Annotated in this window: 14 protein-coding genes and 2 pseudogenes; 13 read left to right on the forward strand and 3 right to left on the reverse strand. The window is 69.9% G+C overall.

All coding sequences use genetic code 11. The features are described 5' to 3' along the window. The first annotated feature begins 1 nt into the window (after nt 1). Genes AB0P41_RS29185 through AB0P41_RS29210 form a run of 6 tightly spaced genes read left to right on the forward strand, consistent with a single transcriptional unit; the run spans nt 2 to nt 8,122 of the window. Nucleotides 2-754 carry a polyketide synthase gene (locus AB0P41_RS29185; RefSeq protein ID WP_356715134.1) on the forward strand — a complete coding sequence of 251 codons (753 nt, stop codon included), beginning with the start codon at nt 2-4 and terminating at the stop codon, nt 752-754. Between the two features lie 34 nt (nt 755-788). Next, nucleotides 789-1,004: an acyl carrier protein gene (locus tag AB0P41_RS29190; protein WP_365935042.1), complete on the forward strand. Its 216-nt coding sequence runs from the start codon at nt 789-791 to the stop codon at nt 1,002-1,004. Next, on the forward strand, nt 985-2,235 hold the full coding sequence (locus AB0P41_RS29195; protein WP_365935044.1) for a beta-ketoacyl synthase N-terminal-like domain-containing protein: 1,251 nt from the start codon (nt 985-987) through the stop codon (nt 2,233-2,235). Before AB0P41_RS29190 ends, AB0P41_RS29195 begins: the two co-directional genes overlap by 20 nt. Nucleotides 2,236-2,285: 50 nt before the next feature. Further along, complete coding sequence (locus AB0P41_RS29200; protein WP_356715139.1) at nt 2,286-3,251, forward strand: acyltransferase domain-containing protein; 966 nt, start codon at nt 2,286-2,288, stop codon at nt 3,249-3,251. Nucleotides 3,252-3,285: 34 nt separating this feature from the next. Then, on the forward strand, nt 3,286-4,206 hold the full coding sequence (locus tag AB0P41_RS29205) for an SDR family oxidoreductase (protein WP_356715141.1): 921 nt from the start codon (nt 3,286-3,288) through the stop codon (nt 4,204-4,206). 7 nt (nt 4,207-4,213) lie between these two features. Beyond that, nucleotides 4,214-8,122, forward strand: coding sequence for a KR domain-containing protein (locus AB0P41_RS29210; RefSeq protein ID WP_365935046.1), 3,909 nt, complete (start codon nt 4,214-4,216; stop codon nt 8,120-8,122). Between the two features lie 94 nt (nt 8,123-8,216). Here AB0P41_RS29210 and AB0P41_RS29215 read toward each other — a convergent pair whose 3' ends face one another. Beyond that, nucleotides 8,217-8,342: a hypothetical protein gene (locus AB0P41_RS29215; RefSeq protein WP_365935048.1), complete on the reverse strand. Its 126-nt coding sequence runs from the start codon at nt 8,340-8,342 to the stop codon at nt 8,217-8,219. Between the two features lie 276 nt (nt 8,343-8,618). Between AB0P41_RS29215 and AB0P41_RS29220 the strand changes: the two are divergent. The 4 genes and pseudogenes from AB0P41_RS29220 to AB0P41_RS29235 all read left to right on the forward strand — a co-directional run. Next, a pseudogene (locus tag AB0P41_RS29220) lies at nt 8,619-8,849 on the forward strand (IS5/IS1182 family transposase); the annotation flags it as partial. Nucleotides 8,850-9,094: 245 nt separating this feature from the next. Next, nucleotides 9,095-9,988 (forward strand): sigma-70 family RNA polymerase sigma factor, encoded by an 894-nt coding sequence (locus tag AB0P41_RS29225; RefSeq protein WP_365935050.1) that lies wholly within the window; start codon nt 9,095-9,097, stop codon nt 9,986-9,988. Nucleotides 9,989-10,281: 293 nt separating this feature from the next. After that, the gene (locus AB0P41_RS29230) at nt 10,282-10,788 is read left to right on the forward strand and encodes a carboxymuconolactone decarboxylase family protein (protein ID WP_365935052.1); all 507 of its coding nucleotides are present in this window, start codon (nt 10,282-10,284) and stop codon (nt 10,786-10,788) included. Between the two features lie 105 nt (nt 10,789-10,893). Further along, the gene (locus AB0P41_RS29235; RefSeq protein WP_365935053.1) at nt 10,894-12,165 is read left to right on the forward strand and encodes an SGNH/GDSL hydrolase family protein; all 1,272 of its coding nucleotides are present in this window, start codon (nt 10,894-10,896) and stop codon (nt 12,163-12,165) included. A gap of 413 nt (nt 12,166-12,578) precedes the next feature. On the opposite strand, the gene AB0P41_RS29240 is transcribed toward AB0P41_RS29235, so the two are convergent. Together AB0P41_RS29240 and AB0P41_RS29245 are read right to left on the reverse strand one after the other, a co-directional pair. Further along, on the reverse strand, nt 12,579-13,262 hold the full coding sequence (locus AB0P41_RS29240; protein ID WP_356715151.1) for a hypothetical protein: 684 nt from the start codon (nt 13,260-13,262) through the stop codon (nt 12,579-12,581). Between the two features lie 745 nt (nt 13,263-14,007). Then, the gene (locus AB0P41_RS29245) at nt 14,008-14,619 is read right to left on the reverse strand and encodes a TetR/AcrR family transcriptional regulator (protein WP_356715152.1); all 612 of its coding nucleotides are present in this window, start codon (nt 14,617-14,619) and stop codon (nt 14,008-14,010) included. Nucleotides 14,620-14,732: 113 nt separating this feature from the next. Here AB0P41_RS29245 and AB0P41_RS29250 point away from each other — a divergent pair, with 113 nt between their 5' ends. The 3 genes and pseudogenes from AB0P41_RS29250 to AB0P41_RS29260 all read left to right on the forward strand — a co-directional run. Further along, a complete protein-coding gene (locus tag AB0P41_RS29250; RefSeq protein WP_356715154.1) occupies nt 14,733-15,554 on the forward strand; it encodes an SDR family NAD(P)-dependent oxidoreductase in 822 nt (273 codons plus the stop codon). Between the two features lie 423 nt (nt 15,555-15,977). Next, nucleotides 15,978-16,463: a tyrosine-type recombinase/integrase gene (locus AB0P41_RS29255; RefSeq protein ID WP_365935056.1), complete on the forward strand. Its 486-nt coding sequence runs from the start codon at nt 15,978-15,980 to the stop codon at nt 16,461-16,463. An 80-nt stretch (nt 16,464-16,543) separates the two neighbouring features. Beyond that, nucleotides 16,544-17,161, forward strand: a pseudogene (locus AB0P41_RS29260) (transposase family protein); the annotation flags it as partial.

Raw genomic sequence — 17,161 nt, forward strand, 5'->3', positions numbered from 1 at the left:
AATGCAGAGCCCGACCGTCGAGTACCGGGAGATCACCCCCTCCGTCGTCCAGATCACGATGCAGGACCGGCTCCACAAGAACACCTTCTCCGATGAGCTCATCACAGGTCTGCAGGACGCCTTCGCGAAGGTCGCTGCCGACGAGCGGTGCAAAGCCGTCGTCCTCACCGGCTACGGCAACTATTTCGCGAGCGGCGGCACCAAGGAGAGCCTGCTGCTGATCCAGGAGCGCCGCATCAGTTTCACCGATGCCGACATCTACGGCCTCGCGCTGGAGTGTCCCGTGCCCGTCATCGCGGCGATGCAGGGCCACGGGATCGGCGGCGGCTTCGCCATGGGAATGTTCGCCGACTTCGTGATCCTCAGTCAGGAAAGCATCTACACAACAAATTTCATGAAGTACGGGTTCACTCCGGGAATGGGGGCGACCCTGATCCTGCCCAGGAAGCTCGGAGCGAGCCTGGCCGGGGAGATGCTGCTCTCGGCGAAGACCTACTACGGGCACGAGCTGAAGGAGCGGGGCGTCCCCTTCCCGGTCCTGCCGCGCGCCGAGGTGCTGCGGTACGCGCTCGAACTGGCCGACACCCTGGCCGAGAAGCCCCGGGTCTCGCTCGTCACGCTCAAGAGCCATTTGGTTGCCGAGCTCCGCGCCGAGCTGCCGCACTACATCGAGCGCGAAGTGGCCATGCACGCCAAGACCTTCCACCAGCCCGAAGTCCGGGCTCTCATCACATCCCACTACGCAGGAGGCTGATCACATGCCGGATACAAGCGTTTTCGACCTGATCGTGGAACATACCCGCGAGGTGCTTCCCGAGCTCGAAGGGCACCGGTTCACCCCCTCCGACTCGCTGCGCGACCTGGGGGCCAACTCCATCGACCGCGCGGAGATCATCATGATGACCCTGGAGTCGCTGTCGCTGCACGTCCCCCTGGTCGAACTGGCCGACGCGAAGAACATCAGCGAACTGGCGGATCTCCTCCATGCCAAGTCCGCGAGCTGACCGCCCCGACGTCGTCGTCACCGGCCTCGGCGTCACCACGGCGGTGGGCCAGGGCAAGGACGACTTCCTCGAGGCACTCCTCGAAGGGCGGCACGCCTTCGGGTTCATGCGGCGTCCGGGCCGGGTGCCTCCGCCCCCCGCCACCGGCGGCGCGGCCACGCCCTTCCCAGGTGCGGAAATGGGCGAGCCGACCCTGCCCGGGAGCATCTCCGCCCGCACCGTGCGCACGGCGTCGCTCTCGGCCAGGGCGGCGCTGGCCACCCTCCACGAGGCATGGAGTGAGGCGGGACTGGACGAGGCCGACCCGTCGCGGATCGGCCTCGTGGTCGGAGGATCCAACGTCCAGCAGCGGGAGCTGACCCTGCTGCACGCCCGCCACGCGGACCGCCCCGAATTCCTGCGCCCGACGTACGGCATGGCCTTCATGGACACCGACCTGTGCGGGTTCTGCACCGAGCAGTTCCCGATCCGGGGCTTCGCCCACACGGTCGGCGGGGCTTCGGCCAGCGGTCTGCTCGCGGTGTTCCAAGCCGTGCGGGCGGTGCAGTCCGGTGAGGTCGACGTCTGTATCGCCCTGGGCGCGCTCATGGACCTGTCGTACTGGGAATGCCTCGCGTTCCGGTCGATGGGCGCCATGGGCTCCTCCCGCTGGGCCGACGACCCGGCCGCGGCCTGCCGCCCCTTCGACCGGGGACACGACGGGTTCGTGTTCGGCGAGGCATGTGCCGCGGTGGTCGTCGAGCGGGCGGGGGGACGCCGGCAACCGGCGCCGTACGCGCGGTTCCTCGGCGGCGGCAGGGCCCTGGACGGCACCCGCAACCCGCACCCCTCGGTGGAGGGGGAGGCGGCCGTCGTCCGCGCGGCGCTGAGCGAGGCCGGCCTGTCCGCGTCGGACGTCGATTACGTCAACCCGCACGGAACCGGGTCACCGACCGGGGACGCGGTCGAACTCCAGGCGCTCGCGCGCTGCGGACTGACGCACGCCCGGATCAACGCCACCAAGTCGATCACCGGGCACGGGCTGACGGCCGCGGGGGCGGTGGAGATCGTGGCCACGCTCCTCCAGATGAGGGCGGGGAAGCTGCATCCCACCCGCAACCTGGCCGATCCGCTGGACGAGGCGTTCCCCTGGGTGCGCGAGAAGGCGGAGGAGCACGAGGTCCGGACCGCCCTGAGCCTGAGCATGGGTTTCGGCGGGATCAGTGCGGCCGTCTGCCTGGAGAAATGCTGACGGGGACGGCCTCGCCGTCCCGCACCCAGACCCCCGGAAGAGGAGCTGCGATGACGAGGCCGACCGTGTTCATGTACTCGGGGCAGGGCTCCCAGTACTTCCACATGACCCGCGAACTCTACGAGAGCCACCCGCGCTACCGGCTGTGGCTGGAGCACTGCGACGACATCGCCTTCCCCGTCCTGGGCAAGTCGGTGGTGGACACGATCTTCGACCAGGACCGCACGAAGAGCGATCCGTTCGACTCGATGGCGGACTCCAACGCCGCGCTGCTGTGCGTGGAGTACAGCCTCACGCGGGTCGTGCAGGAGATGGGGTACCGCCCCGACGCCCTGGTGGGTTACAGCCTCGGGGAGATCACCGCGGCCGTGGTCGCGGAGGTGTTCCCGCTGGAACGCGGGATCTCCTTCGCCGTGGAATTCGCCCGCACGCTGGCCGACCGGACCCCGCCGTCCGCGATGCTGGCGGTCCTCGGTAACGAGGAGCTCGTGCGCGAGCGTGCCGGGCTGATCGAGGACTGCTGGGTCACCGGACGTAACTTCGACGGCAACTTCGTGGTCAGCGGCCGGGTCGCGGCGGTGGAACGGCTCGAACGCTCCCTGGGCGAAGCCGGCATCGTCTGCCAGCGGCTCCCGGTCAACCACGGCGTGCACACGGAACTCGTCGACCCCGTCGAAGCCGAGGTGCGCGGCATGCTCGACACCGTGACGTTCGCTCCGCCGAGAATCCCGATCGTCTCGTCCGCCTCGGCGGACCGGGTCGCCGAGGTGACGGCCGACGGCATCTGGGCCGCCGTGCGGCGTCCGGTGGAATTCGCACTGACCGTGGAAAAGCTGGCCGCCGCCGGCGACGCGACCTTCATCGACCTCGGACCGAGCGGGACGCTCGCGACCTCCGTGAAGTACCTCCTGCCGCCGGGCAGCGGCTCCACGCAGGCACACACCATCAACCGTTTCGGGCAGGACCTGAAATCGCTCCGCGAGTTTCAGGAGCAGACCGCCCAGCTACGTGCCTGAGGACAGGCACGGAACCCAGGAAGGACATCCGGTCATGCCGGCAAAGAGCGAAATCAGGATCTACCGGGACGCCACCGCGATCATCACGGGCGCCGCCTCGGGCATCGGGCGCGCGTTGGCCGAGGAGCTGGTGGCCCGGGGGTGCGAGGTCGTCCTGGCGGACCTCCAGCTCGAGCAGGCCGAGGAGGTGGCCGTCGCCCTGCGGAAGTCCGGCGGCAAGGCGACCGCCGCGCTGCTCGACGTCACCGACCACGCCAGGTTCGAGCAGCTGGTCAAGGAGACCGTCGCCCGGACCGGGCGGCTGGACTACCTCTTCAACAACGCCGGCATCAGCCACGGCATGGGTGCGGGGGCCCGGCACTACCGCATCGAGGACTGGCGCCGCATGATCGACGTCAATCTCGGCGGGGTCGTCAACGGAGTCCAGGCCGCGTACAACCTCATGATCGACCAGGGTTTCGGCCACATCGTGAACACCGCCTCCCTGGCGGGTCTGGTGCCGAGTGCGGGAACGACCTCCTACGTGACCACCAAGCACGCCGTGGTCGGCCTCTCGCACAACCTGCGCATCGAGGCGGCCCAGCTCGGAGTCCGGGTGAGCGTGCTGTGCCCGGGCGTCATCCGGACCCCCCTGATCGAGGGCGGTGTGTACGGCCGCACCGTCGCCGGAGTGACCCGCGAGATGACCCGGGCGATGTGGGAGGAGCAGAAGCCGATATCGGCGGAGGAGTTCGCCAGGAAGTCACTCGACGCGGTCGCCCGGAACAAGGGGATCGTCGTGGTCCCCGAGGTCTGGAAGTTGTTCTGGTGGCTGTTCAGGCTCTCCCCCTCGCTCTGCGTGAGCATCGGGACCAAGAAGTTCCGGGACCTCGGGAGCAGCGAACCGTACGTTGCTGACACCGTGGCCCGCCACGAACCGGCCTCGCAGAGCTCCGCCGACCGGACGAACAGGTAGTGCCGACATGATCAGTGTGCCCAGGAGCGTGCCGACGCCAGCGGTGCCACCGTCCGCAGCCCCGGACTGCTTCTACTCGACGGCCTGGGTCGAGGCCGAGGGGCCCGCGGGGGCCTCCCTGCCCGGTCCCCACCTGCTGCTGTCCGCCTCACCCGTCGACGCCGAGCTGCCGGACGGGTGGGTCCACCGTGTGGTGCGCGCCTCGGTTCCGCTCGGCGATGTGCTCCGGGAGCGCCCCTGGGGCTGCGTCGCGGTGCTGAGCGACGGGCGGGAGGCCGATGTGGCGGCGGGGCTACGGGTGCTGCAGGCGTGCCTGGCCGCGACGCCGCCCGCGCCGCGCAGGGTCGTGTTCCTACCGGTCCCGGGCGCGGTCGACGACGCCGGGTTGCGGGGACTGGGCCGCACCGCCCGGATGGAGCCGACCGGTCTGTCGGTCCACTGCGTCGAGGCGTCGAGGAAGCAGCTCTTGCGGGCGCTGGCCCTCAGCCGCGTCGAATCGCTGGAGGAGGAGTACCGCTTCACCGAGGCCGGCGTCCTCCAGGTGCCGCGCCTGCGGCGGCAGCCGGTCGGCGGCGGCGGCTTCGCCGCCCGACCGGATGCGACGTACGCGGTCAGCGGCGGTTCGGGAGCCCTGGGCCTGGTGGCAGCCAGGTTCCTCGTCGACCGGGGTGCGCGGCACGTGGTGCTGCTGTCCCGGTCGGCGGGCGCCGGATCCGCTGTGCCGCTCGGTGCCGCGGAGCTGCGCCGAGCGGCGAAAGTGGAGTCCCTGGAGTGCGACGTGAGCGACCTGCGGAGCGTCCGGCGGGTGCGCGAGGCCATCGAGAAGGCCGGCATGCCGGCCGTGGCGGGCGTGATCCACGCTGCCGGGGTCCTGGCCGCCGGGATCCTGGCGAACCAGTCGGAGCCGAAGCTGAGGCAGGCGTACGGGGCCAGGGCCGAGGGCGCGAAGAACCTCCGGACGGTGTTCGCTCCGCCGGACTTCCTGGTGCTCTTCTCCTCTGCGTCCTCGCTCTTCGGCGCGGCCGGCCAGGCGAGCCACGCGGCGGCCAACGCCACCCTGGACGCGCTGGCCGAGTCCTGGGCGCTGCGGGGCGAGGCTGCTCTCGCGATCCAGTGGGGGGCGTGGTCCGACGCGGGCATGGCGGTGCGCCACGGCGCGGCCGAGCGTGCTCGCAGCGCGGGGCTGGGAGCCATCGGCGACGACCTCGGGGCAGCGGCGCTGGACCGGCTCCTCGCCGGACAGGAGCGGGGAGTGGTCTGCGTCTCCCCGGTCGACTGGGGCACGGTGTCGCTGGACAACCGGTTCGTTTCACACTTCACTCCCCGGCGGGCGGCCGAGGCGCCCGTTCCGCCACCGGTGCGGAGCCATGTGGAGCAGGTGGTTCGCGCGGCGGCCAAAGCGGCCCTGGGAGGGAAGGTCCCCGACCACGCCACCCTGGGGGAGTCCGGCCTGGACTCGCTGGGCGGCGTGCTGCTGCGCAACCGGATCGCGTCCGACCTGAAAGTCGTGCTGCCGATGGAATTCGCCGTGGAGTCGGCCGATGTCCGCTCGCTGGTGGGCTACGTCTTCGAGAACATGCAGAAGAGGTCGAACGAGCGCGTCCACGCCCGGTGGGAGCCCTCGCGGCGGACGCCGGGGCGGCAGGAGCCCGCGCGCGACACCGTGTGCCGAACCGCCGGCGCTTCGCCCGAGCCCACCCCTTCGCGCCTGCCGGTTCTGGTCATCGGGGCCGGGCTGGGTGGGATCGGCTTCGCGCGACGCCTCGAGAAGATGGGCGTCGCGGCGATCGTGATGGAGAAGGGGGACCGGGCCGGCGGTGTGTGGAGCTCGCTGGCCAACAAGGACTCCCGGGTCCAGATCGACTCGCCCGCGTACAGCTTCGACAGCGCCTCGCCCACGACCGGCGGGGACCACCGGTGGCGATCGGTGTTCCCGGACCGGGGCGAGGTCCTCCAGGACGCGGACGCCGTGTCCTGCCGGCTCGCGGAGCCGATCCGCTTCAACTGCGAAGTGGTCTCCGTCAGGAGGATCCGGGACCGGGAGTACGAGGCCGTCTACCGCCAGGACGGCGTCACCGGGTCCGTGCGCGTCTCCGGCGTGGCAGCGCTCACGGGCGGGCTCCACCAGCCCGTACAGCACCGTTTCCGTGACGAGCACCTCTTCACCGGGCACATCGGGCTGGGCGTCGCCGACGACACGCCGCCCGAGGCGTTCACGGGTGCGTCGGTCGTGGTCGTCGGTCACGGCGCCTTCGCCCTGGAGAACATGCGCACGGCCCTGGAGAACGGTGCCCGCCATGTGACGATCATCTGCCGGCGGCGCAACCTGGTGGTGTCCACCTTCTGCAACTGGCTGATCAATTCGAGCGAGGGAGCCACACCGCTCGACGACGTGGTCGACATCATGCGGCCGTTCTACGAGCTCTGCGGCATGGACGTGGAGTCCCTTCCCTCACTCTCCCGGGACGCGGACGGAAGCTTCGTGCTCGACCAGTCGACGGTTCCGGCCGCCTCGGACGTGTACTTCCTTGCCCAGGCCCTCGGCAAGGTGACCGTCGTGGAGAGCGAGATCGACCGTGTGACGGCCCGCTCGGTCGTCACCGCGAGCGGGCTGGAGGTGGAGGCCGACGTCCTGGTCAAGTGCCTGGGATCAACCACCGACCGGACCCTGCTGACGAGGATCTTCGGGGAGGGCACCACGGTGGAGGGGCTCTGGATCGACGGAGACCCCAACCTGCTCGCCTACAACGACGGCGCGCAGATCCCCCGGAAGGCGAAGTCCCTGCTCTGCTCCAGCTATGTCTTCTTCCTGCAGGCCTTCGCCGAGGCGTACCTGCACTTCCGCGACAACCCGGAAGAACTGGAAGCACTGTTCGGCAGGATATCCGTCGGGGATTCGAGCCGATCGGCCACCGAACGGCTGCTCGTGGAACTGTGGGACTTCATCGAGCGGGCCAAGCGGAACATCGCCTCGCGCACCGTGGAGCTCTGTCCGTTCGACCGCTTCCAGCGCGAGCGGGAAGCCGAGTGGCGGGCCTATTCCGAACTGATGGGCGGTACGGCGGAGCGCGCGGAGGGGCTGTGGGCGATGATGCCCCCCACCATGGCGCTGCTCCACCGCCGCGACCCCGCGGCTCCCGTGGAGCGGCGCGTCAGAGACCGCGACTTCGGCTCGGTGAGCGTCTACGCGCCGCGCCGCCACCGGGTGCTGTTCCTGCCGGGCCGGGGAACCGACGGGCGCCTCGCCCGGGCCATGCTGAAGAAGGCCGGTTGGTCCAGGCGCGAGGAGCTGGAGTTCGTCATTCCCGACGCGCCCTACGCGATGCCGGCCTTCAGCACGGCGGAGCAACTTGAGATGAGGGGCCTGGACGCCCTGGCCGAGGAGGGCCTGTACGACCCCGTGGGCACCTACCGGGAGTGGAAGGCGGGATTCCCGGAGCTGTGGAACCGGTACCACGACGCTCCGGCCGGCATGGAGGGTCCCGATCCCGCGGCCGGCTTGGAGACGGTCCTCCGCTACCTCAGGTCGATCGCCGAGGAGCACGGGCCGATCGCCGGCGTCGCCGGATTCGGCGAGGGCGCCGCGATGGTCTCGGCGGCCCTGCACCGGCAGGCCCTGGGGAACGACGTGGGCCTGGGGGACGTGCGGTTCTTCATCGCGATGTCCGCGTGGCGGTCGCCCGCGCACGAGCGGGCCGGGGTCTTCGAGAAGAGCCGGCCGATCGACGTTCCGGTGCTGCAGACCCTGGGCGAGCGGGAGGCGGAGGTGTTCAGAAAGGCCGCGCCGGCGTTCGCCCGCGACTACCGTCAGGTGTTCGAGCACAGGCATTTGGGCCGGCACACCTACCCTTCGCTCACCCGCGGTCTCGACCAGAAGCTCAGCCGCCTGCTGCAGGCTGCCTGGGCCGACCGCTGAGCCGTGCGGACAGCGCTGTGCCGGACGTCCTGGGACGCCCGGCACGGCACAGCGGGTGTGCGGCCGTGGTCCGCTGCCGGCTGTTGACCGTCTCTCAGCCCTTCGAGTGGATCAGCTTCATCGCCTGCGTGTGCGGGGTGTCGTGCGCGCGGAAGTTCCCGGCGCTGATGACGACGTGGTAATCGGTCTCGATGCGACGGGTTTCCGGCTCGTCGAGCACCTGGACGCCGTCGGTACCGCGGCCTCGATCGGCTCGGTCGGTGACGCCTACGACAACGCCCTCATGGAGAGCACGGCCTTCTTGCACGGGATCCTGACGTTCTTTCCCCGGCCGAGTTCGTGCCCCTTCAAGCCCAGTCCTGCAGCCTTGTGCCGTTGACTGACGCGCAGTGGGCGCGGATCGAGCCGTTACTTCCGGACCGGACGCCGAAGCGGGGTGGCCGGTGCCGGTCACCGTGAGGTGATCGACGCGATCGCCTAGAAGTTCCGGACCGGGACGCAGTGGATGTACCTGCCGGAGAAGTACGGCAACTGGGGGGGCGTCCACAGCCGGCTGCGGATGTGGGCGGCTGATGGCTCCTGGGAGCGCATGTTCCCCGCTCCGGCCCAGGCCGACCGGGAGGATGACCTGGACTGGGTGGTCTCGGTGGACTCCACCATCGTCCGTGCTCACCAGCACGCTGCCGGTCCTGCCGGAAGGCACTCGCCCGCCTGGCGCTCGCGGTAGTCGGCCCCTCGAAGTGCGGCGGCCGGCCACCGCGGGCGGCTCACTGCCTCGAAGACGGCACGTCGCACCTGACGCGCTGTCGTGTCCGGCCGCACCGCCCCGCTGTCGGCTCCAGGCCGGCCAGTCCGACGCCGGAGAGCGGCAGCGAGCTGCCGGCCGGGGGACCGGGTGCGAAATCCTGGCGCACCCGGTCACCTTTCCGGGGTGCGGGTCGTCAGAGAAGTGATGCCGTCGTCGAAGGGTCTGTGATCGTGAATGCACCTGAGTTTCTTGCCATGCGGTTCGAGGAGCACCGGCCACACCTCAGGGCGGTGGCCTATCGCATGCTCGGCTCCCTGGCCGAGGCTGACGACGCGATCCAGGAGACCTGGCTGCGCCTGGCGGGCTCGGACGACCGCCGGATAGACAACCTCGGGGGCTGGCTGACGACGGTGGTCGGCCGTGTCTGCCTGGACATGCTCCGTGCTCGTAAGCGGCGCGGTGAGGAGCCGCTGGAGGAACGGCTGCCGGACCCGGTGATCAGCCGGGAGGACGGGGCTGATCCCGAGCAGGAGGCGCTGCTGGCGGACTCGGTGGGGCTGGCTCTCCTGGTGGTGCTGGAATCGCTCAGTCCGGCGGAGCGGCTGGCATTCGTGCTGCACGACCTGTTCGGCCTTTCGTTCGAGGAGATCGCGCCCGTCGTCGACCGCACGCCCGCGACGGCGAAGAAGCTGGCCAGCCGGGCGCGGCTGCGGGTACGCGGCACGACGCCGTCTCCGGATCCGGACCGTGCCGACCAGCGCCGGGTGGTGGACGCCTTCCTGACCGCGGCCCGCGGCGGCGACTTCGACGCGCTCCTCGCCCTTCTCGATCCGGACGTGGTGCTGCGCGCGGACGGCGGCGCTCTCACCGGTGGTCTGCGGACGATCCGGGGCGCGGCTGCGGTGGCGGGCCAGCTCGACACCTTCCAGCGGATGGCCACGGCCGCGACCATTCGACCGGCACTCGTCAATGGTGCAGCCGGTCTGGTCAACACCCTCGGCGGCCAGCCGCTGTCCGTCATGAGCTTCACCGTCACCGGCGGCAGGGTCGCCGCCATCGATATCCTGTCCGACCCCGCACGACTGGCCGACCTCGATCTTGCGTCCGCCGAGAACTGACCGCGCCCGTTGCCGGCCCCCGTCCCGAAGACCGCGCGTCTTCGGGACGGGGGCCGTGTCGTTGGCGCGCGTGCGGGAGGGTGCCTTGCGGTGCCGTCGGCGCCGGGGCATCAGAGCGCTCGGCTCAACAGCCCGGCGGTCCGCCGTGCGGCACGGGTCTCACCACCGGCCGAGAAACTTCGCGCCGGCCGGTCACCTTCACGCTGCGGGCGTCGTCAGGGAAGTGAAGGCAGCCGACAGGCGGGCCCGAAAGCCAGCCCGCACCGACGATAGGGACACTGACCATGGCCACGATGACCAACAGCCTCGAGACCTTTACCTCCCGCTTCGCCGACCCGCAGCAGCTGGTTCCCGAGCTCGGCGACGTCAGCACCGCCCTCTTCAAGATCATCGGAAACGGGGCCGTTCCCCGGAGCACGGTCACCCTGGTCCACCTGCGGGCGGGGCAGCTCGCCGAGAGCACCTACCTGACGGTGATGCACACGGGGAACGCGCGCCGCGCGGGCGTCGCGGAAGAGAAGATCGCCGCCGTTGCCTCCTGGAAGGACGCCCCCTACTTCACCCCGGCCGAGCGGGTGGCACTGGAACTGGTGGAGGCCGTCATCAGGCCCGGCGGGCACGGCGAGCGGGTCTCCGACGAGCTGTATGCGCGCGCGGCCGAGTACTACGACGACAAGGCATTGGCCACCCTCGCCATGGCGATCGGGCAGGTCAGCTTCTTCATCCCCCTCGCGCTGATCGGCAAGCCCGTGCCCGGCGTCTCCATGGCCGAGCAGTGGCGCACGTCCACGACCGACTGACCCACGGAACACCCCACGCGGGCCCGGCATGCTACCCAGCGCGATCACTGCCGGGCCCGCGCCGAGCCTGCCCGTCACCAACCGCGCGGAGGAACACGTCCCGTCATGAGTTCACCCGAAATCAGCCCACCCCTGCTCACCCATGCCGTATCTGCCAGTCCCGCCCCCGCCACCGATCCCGTGTCCCCAGCCGCCGGTCCCGCGCTCTGGCACGGCGCGTGGACCGCCCCCGTCATGCGACCCTCCGCCGCACCGTGGTTCGAGACCTGGGCCGAGCAGGGCTTCACCAACCAGTCGCTCCGCCAGACCCTCCGCGTCCACACCGGCGGCACCCAGGTCAGAATCCGCCTTTCCAACGTCTACGGCCACACACCCCTTCAGGTCACCGGCGCCGGCATCGGCCGCACCGCCGGCCCAGCGGCCGTGCAGCCGGACACCATGCGCACCCTTCGCTTCCATGGCTCCACCTCCACGACCGTCCCCGCCGGCGGGCGCGCCGTCAGCGACCCGGTCACGCTGCCCACCGAACCGCTCGACGAGCTCACCATCACCCTGTACTTCAAAGGGGCCACCGGCCCGGCCACCTACCACCAGTTGTCCATGACCACCACCTACCGCGCCGCAGGCGACCACCTCTACGACTCGGCCGCCACCGCCTACACCGAAGCCGTCCGGCCCGCCTACGGATCCTGGTACTACCTCGAAGGCATCGAGACCACCGGCCGCCACCCCCTGCCCCACGCAGTCGTCACCTTCGGCGACTCCCTCACCGACGGATTCGGCGCCACCATCGACGGCCACGACCGCTACCCCGACCTCCTCGCCGAACGCCTGCTCACCACCGGCCGCACCCGCCCAGTTCTCAACGCCGGCATCGGCTCCAACAAGCTCCTCACCGCGTCGCCTCTCGGCGGCGATGCCGGCCTCGCGCGGTTCACCCGGGACGTCCTGGACCAGCCCCGCGTCGGCACGGTGATCGTGCTCATCGGCATCAACGACATCCAGCAGTCCGCCGACCCGGCGAGCAGGACAGACACCCGCACACCTCCGATCACCGCCCGGCAGCTCATCGACGGGCACCGCGCACTGATACGGGCCGCCCGTACCCGCGGCGTCAGGGCCATCGGTGCCACGCTCACCCCCTACCGGGGAGCGGCAGGCTGGACGCCCGCAGGCGAAGCGATCCGCGGCCAGGTCAACCAGTGGATCAGCACCAGCGGCGCCTACGACGCCGTCGTCGACTTCGCCCGTGCGGTGGACCCGGACGGCAACGGCCGCATCCCCGAAGAGCTGCACATCGGCGACCACCTCCACCCCAACCCCGCCGGATACCGCGCCATGGCCGACGCCATCGAACTTGCCGTAGTGGAGCAGTGAAGCGGCGCTCCCCACCAGTCGGCTGTCGCCGCTCACGGTGGCCTGTGTTCCGGGAAAAAGGATGAGAAGGGAGGTGTCACTCGCCGCCAGGGCGATGGGACCAGGCAGCCAGGGAAGTCTGTGCCCCAGCAGGGCCGCGGTGAAAAATCGCAGCCCTCCGCTCCCTCCGTGGGCGGCGGACGCACACCCCCCGGTTCTGGTCCGCGACCGTCTCCAGTGGCCGTGGAGGGACAGGCACGCCGTTCGCCACCCACCACTCGGGGCGGCGGCTTGCGAGCGTCCCCATAGCCCCGGAGCCAGCCGGTGTGCCGGCTTCGCAGGCCGCGCACGAGGGCGCCGCCGCGGGCGTCCTGACTCCGCTGCCTGCGTTCGTCGAGGCCTTACCCGGGAAGGGGGGGCGCCAGCCCCGTGGCCTATTGGATGAGGTCGGTGTGGGGATGCTCGGGAGAGGTCGGACAGACGTAGATTTGCATGTTGTCGGTGCTGCCGACTTCGACCTTGGTCGGCTGGGAGGGGCTTTGGCCGCAGCAGCGGCTGTTGGCCGCGCCGGCGGCCTCCTGGTCTTCGCGGGGTGCCCAACTGCGCCCCTCACCGCCGTCCCATTCGAAGGAGGCGACGGTCAGCAGCGGGACCATGTGCGCATCACAGGCGGTGCAGTATCGGGGGTAGGGGTCGGTGCGGCCCCACGGCGGCCAGCCGCCAACCTTCCATCCGGGCGCCTCTGCCAGGTGTATGTCGTAGAAGCCCCGCGGACAAGCGGCGTAGGAGCTGTCCACGTCGGCGCCGGCCGCTCGCCATCTGCTCCAGTCCTCCACCATGAGCCGCATCTGCGGGCTCAGGTCGAGGCTGTTGGGGTAGTCGGTAATCGCTTCCGGTGCCAGCGTGCACGGCTCCGGCACATAGCCTTCGTAGTTCACCTCGTATGGTTCCGGCGGAGCGGTGCGGATGTCGACGACGTCGGTAGCGGACCGCCAGAACAGGGCGGTCGACGGCTTGTTGTCAGGATCGTGATCGTAGGGACACCACAGAACCTGGAGCAGATCGGCTCCTCCTGGAGGCCGCAGCAGGGGTACGTCGCGCAGATACAGCTGAGCCACGGGCAGCATCGGGACCGGGCAGTCCGCAGGCTCCGGCGAGCCGGCTTCGAGCCGCTCCGCGAGCGCCGCGGCGTCGGGCCCCCGGATCGCCTCCCCTTCGGGCGTGACCGCAGGGCCACCGTGAGCAGCGTGCCGCCGAGCCCGCATGCGCCTCTCGAGTCGTACTTCGGCCGGCGGCTGGCGCAAGCCACTGTCCAGGTGCAGATGCGAAGCCTCGCAGTGCGGCCACGGATCCGCGGTCGGCCACAGCAACGGCCCCCCGACTGAGCTGTCCGCGACCGTAGGCGACCCGGGGCGGGGGTGCAGCCGGACAGCAGCTCGCGCCAACGGCGCCAGTTCGGGAAAGACCGCGGTCACGTCCACGGGCCGTGGCGGAGTAGTACGTACGACAGCCATGCGGGTGATCCTGCCACCGGACACTGACAGCCCCTTGTCGCCCCAACCGGATGAGCGACATCCGTCTTCGACGCACGAGGTCCAGTCCATGCAGTCTGGCCGACCTGTCTGGGCCCCGACGTGCGCTTCGTGTGTGGACGATCACTCGACGTGTTCCTCGACCGCTCGATGTCGAGGCGTACACGAACAACCACAAGTCCATGATCATCTGGGAGATGGTGCACGGGCGCCCTGCCCCGCCGCGGGGCCGGTTTGCAGGGGCTCGATGGGATGGTGGTGCGGCCGGCTGACGACTTCCTCGGGCGGACAAGCCGGTGTTCCTGTGCAGATGGAGGGCGCCTGCTCCTGCTCAGGGGGCGAAGGCTCTGAGGGTCACTTCGACGAGGGAGTCGGCGTACGCGGCGGTCAGCGGGGCGCTGCGGTGCAGCCACCGCTGGAACAGGGGTGCGTAGAGCACCTCCAGGATCAGGTCGAGATCGGCGCCGGGGTTGAGCTGGCCGGCTGCCTGGGCGCTGCGCAGGCGTGCCTTCTTCGCTTCGTCCAGCGGCCGGGCCAGCTTCTCCCGGTACTCGGCCGCAAGTGCCGCGTCATTGGCGATCTCGGTGTTGAGGGCGCGGATGAGCCGGTCGAAGGCGGGATCGGCGAACTCCTCGGCCGTGGCCCGCATGACGAGCTTGAGGTCCGCCTCGATGTCGCCGGTGTCAGGCAGCACGACCGACTGCCCCTCGGCCTGCCCGTCGGCGTTCTCGCTCAGGGCCAGCAGGGCGGCGAAGACGACCGCGCTCTTCGACGGCCACCGCCGGTAGATCGTCTGCTTGCCGACGCCGGCACGGGCGGCGATGGCCTCGACGGTGACCTTCTCGTAGGCCTCCTCCGCGACCAGTTCGCGGGTCGCCGCGAGGATCGCCTGCCGGGACCGCTCCTTACGCCGGGAGTGGTCCGGCCCCTTCTCGTTGGACATGGGAGCAGCCTACTCCAAAACAGAAACGAGACGGTCCGTATTGCATGAGCCCGATCAATGCCCTACGGTACTTAAACGAGACGCACCGTTTCCTTTTGTGGGAGTGAGATTCTGTGACGAACCCGAAAGTCTGGCTGATCACCGGGGCCTCCCGCGGCCTGGGCAGGGCCTTCGCCGAGGCCGCCCTGGCGGGCGGCGACCGGGTGGTGGCCGCCGCCCGCAATGTCGAGCCCCTGGATGAACTGGCCGCCAAGTACCCCAGCCATCTGCTCCCGCTCTCCATGGACGTCGCCGACCGGCGGGGCGTGTTCGACGGGGTGGAGCGGGCGGCGGCCGCGTTCGGGGGACTGGACGTTGTGGTGAACAACGCCGGCGGCATGCTCTACGGCATGGTGGAGGAAGCCACGGAGGAGCAGATCCGCGCGCACCTCGACGTGAACTTCTTCGGCGCCGTATGGGTGGCCCAGGCGGTCCTTCCCCATCTGCGCGCCCGGGGCGGCGGACGGCTCCTCCAGGTCACCTCGATGGGCAGCGGCGGCGGCATGGCAACGGTCGGCTACTACGGAGCGGGCAAGGCCGCACTGGACTCCGTCAGCGAGGCCCTCGCGATGGAGGTCGAACGCTTCGGCATCAAGGTCACCAACGTGCAGATGGGTGGTTACAACACCGGCCTGTTCACCACCGGCACCACCGCCACCGAACCCCTGCCGCACTACCAGGCCCTGCGCACCGAGATGGAGGAGATGTGGGGCGACGCCACCGGCCCGGAGCCGGAGACCGCCGCCCCGGTCATCATGAACCTGGCCGCCCTCCCGGACCCGCCCCGACGGCTGATCGTCGGCAGCCAGTCCTTCGACCACGTCCTGGAAATGGACCGCGCACAAGCGGAGCTGTACCGCTCCTGGGAGCACCTCAGCCGTCTCGCCCCCGGCTGACCGGAGCCAGGACGGGTTTTGCCTGGGTACGGCGCACCCACGCTGGCGGGCTGGGGTGCGGCACAGCCGGCGCAAGCCTCACGAAGCGACTGACGGCACGTCAGGAAAGTCGGCATCGGGTCAGCATCAGTACTGAAAAACCTGCTGACACCTACCCGAACCTGCGACTGGTTGTACCCTGGACGCACCGCCCTTGACCTGCAAATACGCAGGCAGGGAGCCTAGTGGACGGAGTGCCCTCATGATGCGTACATGTTTCCAAGATCTAACTGTTTGGCGTTGCCGCAGGTCAGGGGCATCATGTGCCCCCTCTGGTCAGCAAAACGGTCAGCATGCGGCCCGGACATGTCCCCGCTTGCTGACCTGCGACCTGCAGTGCGTCGCCTGAGCATGATTCTTGGGCCGGAACGGATGGTGCGTCACATGGCCCGACAGCTCGCATGCGGCATGGGGTCGTTCTTCAAGGACTGCGGCTGTGCCAAGCCCACCCGCTGCCCCCACCCGTACTCGATACGTTTCCGGGACGCGCTCGGCAAGCAGCGCGAGGAGTCGGGATACGCCACGCAGGACGTCCGGGAGGCGATCGAGCGGTACGAGGCCAAGCACGGCACTACGCCGGACGGCTACCTGCTGCGTGGTCCGGGCGGCTACTTCACCGAGGGCATGGAGCGGCGCCGGGCGAAGAGGCTCTTCAAGAACCTTCCGCCGGAGGAGGGGGTGGGGACGTACGGCTTCCGGCACTACTTCGCCTCGAACGCTCTTGGGAACGGCATCCCGATCACCGACGTAGCGGAGTGGATGGGCCACAAGTCCATCGAGGAGACGTACCGCACCTACCGACACCTGATGCCAGGCGGCGTCACCAAGGCCGCCCGGATCCTGGACGCCGGCCTCTGGGGAGCAGCCTGACTTCCTGCTTCGGGGCAACAGCAGGTTCTTCGTCTCCTAAAAGTTGTTGCAGAACGTCTGGGATAGGGCATTCCTCTTGTATGGGTGGGGTGTTACGGGCTGAGCCGTTGTGGGTGGAGACGTTCACCGGCTTGCGTATGGGCCGGTTCGAGAAGTTGGTGAAAGTAGTACGGGAGCGGGGAGGAAACGGTCCGGGTGGAGGGCGCCCATGGTGCCTGCCGCTGGCGCGGACCGGGTCCTCCTGGTGGCCGTCTACTACCGGACCAACCTCACGATGCGCCAGCTCGCCCCGCTGTTCGGGATCTCCCCAGCCACCGTCTGCCGGGTCGTCCATCGCCTTCGGCCGCTTCTCGCGCTGGAGCCGGCGCCGCGGCCCGTCGCGGATGTCGAACGGTTGTGGATCGTGGACGGGACCCTGGTCCCGGTCCGAGATCGCAGGGTCGCCGCGTCATCTCGTAACTATCGGTTCTCGGCGAACGTGCAGGTCATCATCGATGCGGACAGCCGCCTGGTGATCGCCTCAGCCCGCCCTGTCCCCGGAAACAAGGCCGACGCCCACGCCTGGCGAGAATCGGACCTGCCCGCCATCGCGGCCGGGACAAGGGTCATCGCAGACGGCGCCTACCTGGGCACCGGACTGATCGTCCCGCACCGCAGAAGAGCCGGACGCCCACTCCTGCGCGGTCAGGAGGAGGACA

This window comes from Streptomyces sp. NPDC079167 (genome assembly GCF_040686735.1).
Taxonomy (GTDB): domain Bacteria; phylum Actinomycetota; class Actinomycetes; order Streptomycetales; family Streptomycetaceae; genus Streptomyces.

What these genes read in the sequence shown, in the direction of transcription:
- AB0P41_RS29185 (WP_356715134.1), top strand. Translation starts at nt 2, where the DNA reads ATGCAGAGCCCGACCGTCGAGTACCGGGAGATCACCCCCTCCGTCGTC.
- AB0P41_RS29195 (WP_365935044.1), top strand. Translation starts at nt 985, where the DNA reads ATGCCAAGTCCGCGAGCTGACCGCCCCGACGTCGTCGTCACCGGCCTC.
- AB0P41_RS29200 (WP_356715139.1), top strand. Translation starts at nt 2,286, where the DNA reads ATGACGAGGCCGACCGTGTTCATGTACTCGGGGCAGGGCTCCCAGTAC.
- AB0P41_RS29205 (WP_356715141.1), top strand. Translation starts at nt 3,286, where the DNA reads ATGCCGGCAAAGAGCGAAATCAGGATCTACCGGGACGCCACCGCGATC.
- AB0P41_RS29210 (WP_365935046.1), top strand. Translation starts at nt 4,214, where the DNA reads ATGATCAGTGTGCCCAGGAGCGTGCCGACGCCAGCGGTGCCACCGTCC.
- AB0P41_RS29230 (WP_365935052.1), top strand. Translation starts at nt 10,282, where the DNA reads ATGACCAACAGCCTCGAGACCTTTACCTCCCGCTTCGCCGACCCGCAG.
- AB0P41_RS29235 (WP_365935053.1), top strand. Translation starts at nt 10,894, where the DNA reads ATGAGTTCACCCGAAATCAGCCCACCCCTGCTCACCCATGCCGTATCT.
- AB0P41_RS29245 (WP_356715152.1), bottom strand. Translation starts at nt 14,619, where the DNA reads ATGTCCAACGAGAAGGGGCCGGACCACTCCCGGCGTAAGGAGCGGTCC.
- AB0P41_RS29255 (WP_365935056.1), top strand. Translation starts at nt 15,978, where the DNA reads ATGGCCCGACAGCTCGCATGCGGCATGGGGTCGTTCTTCAAGGACTGC.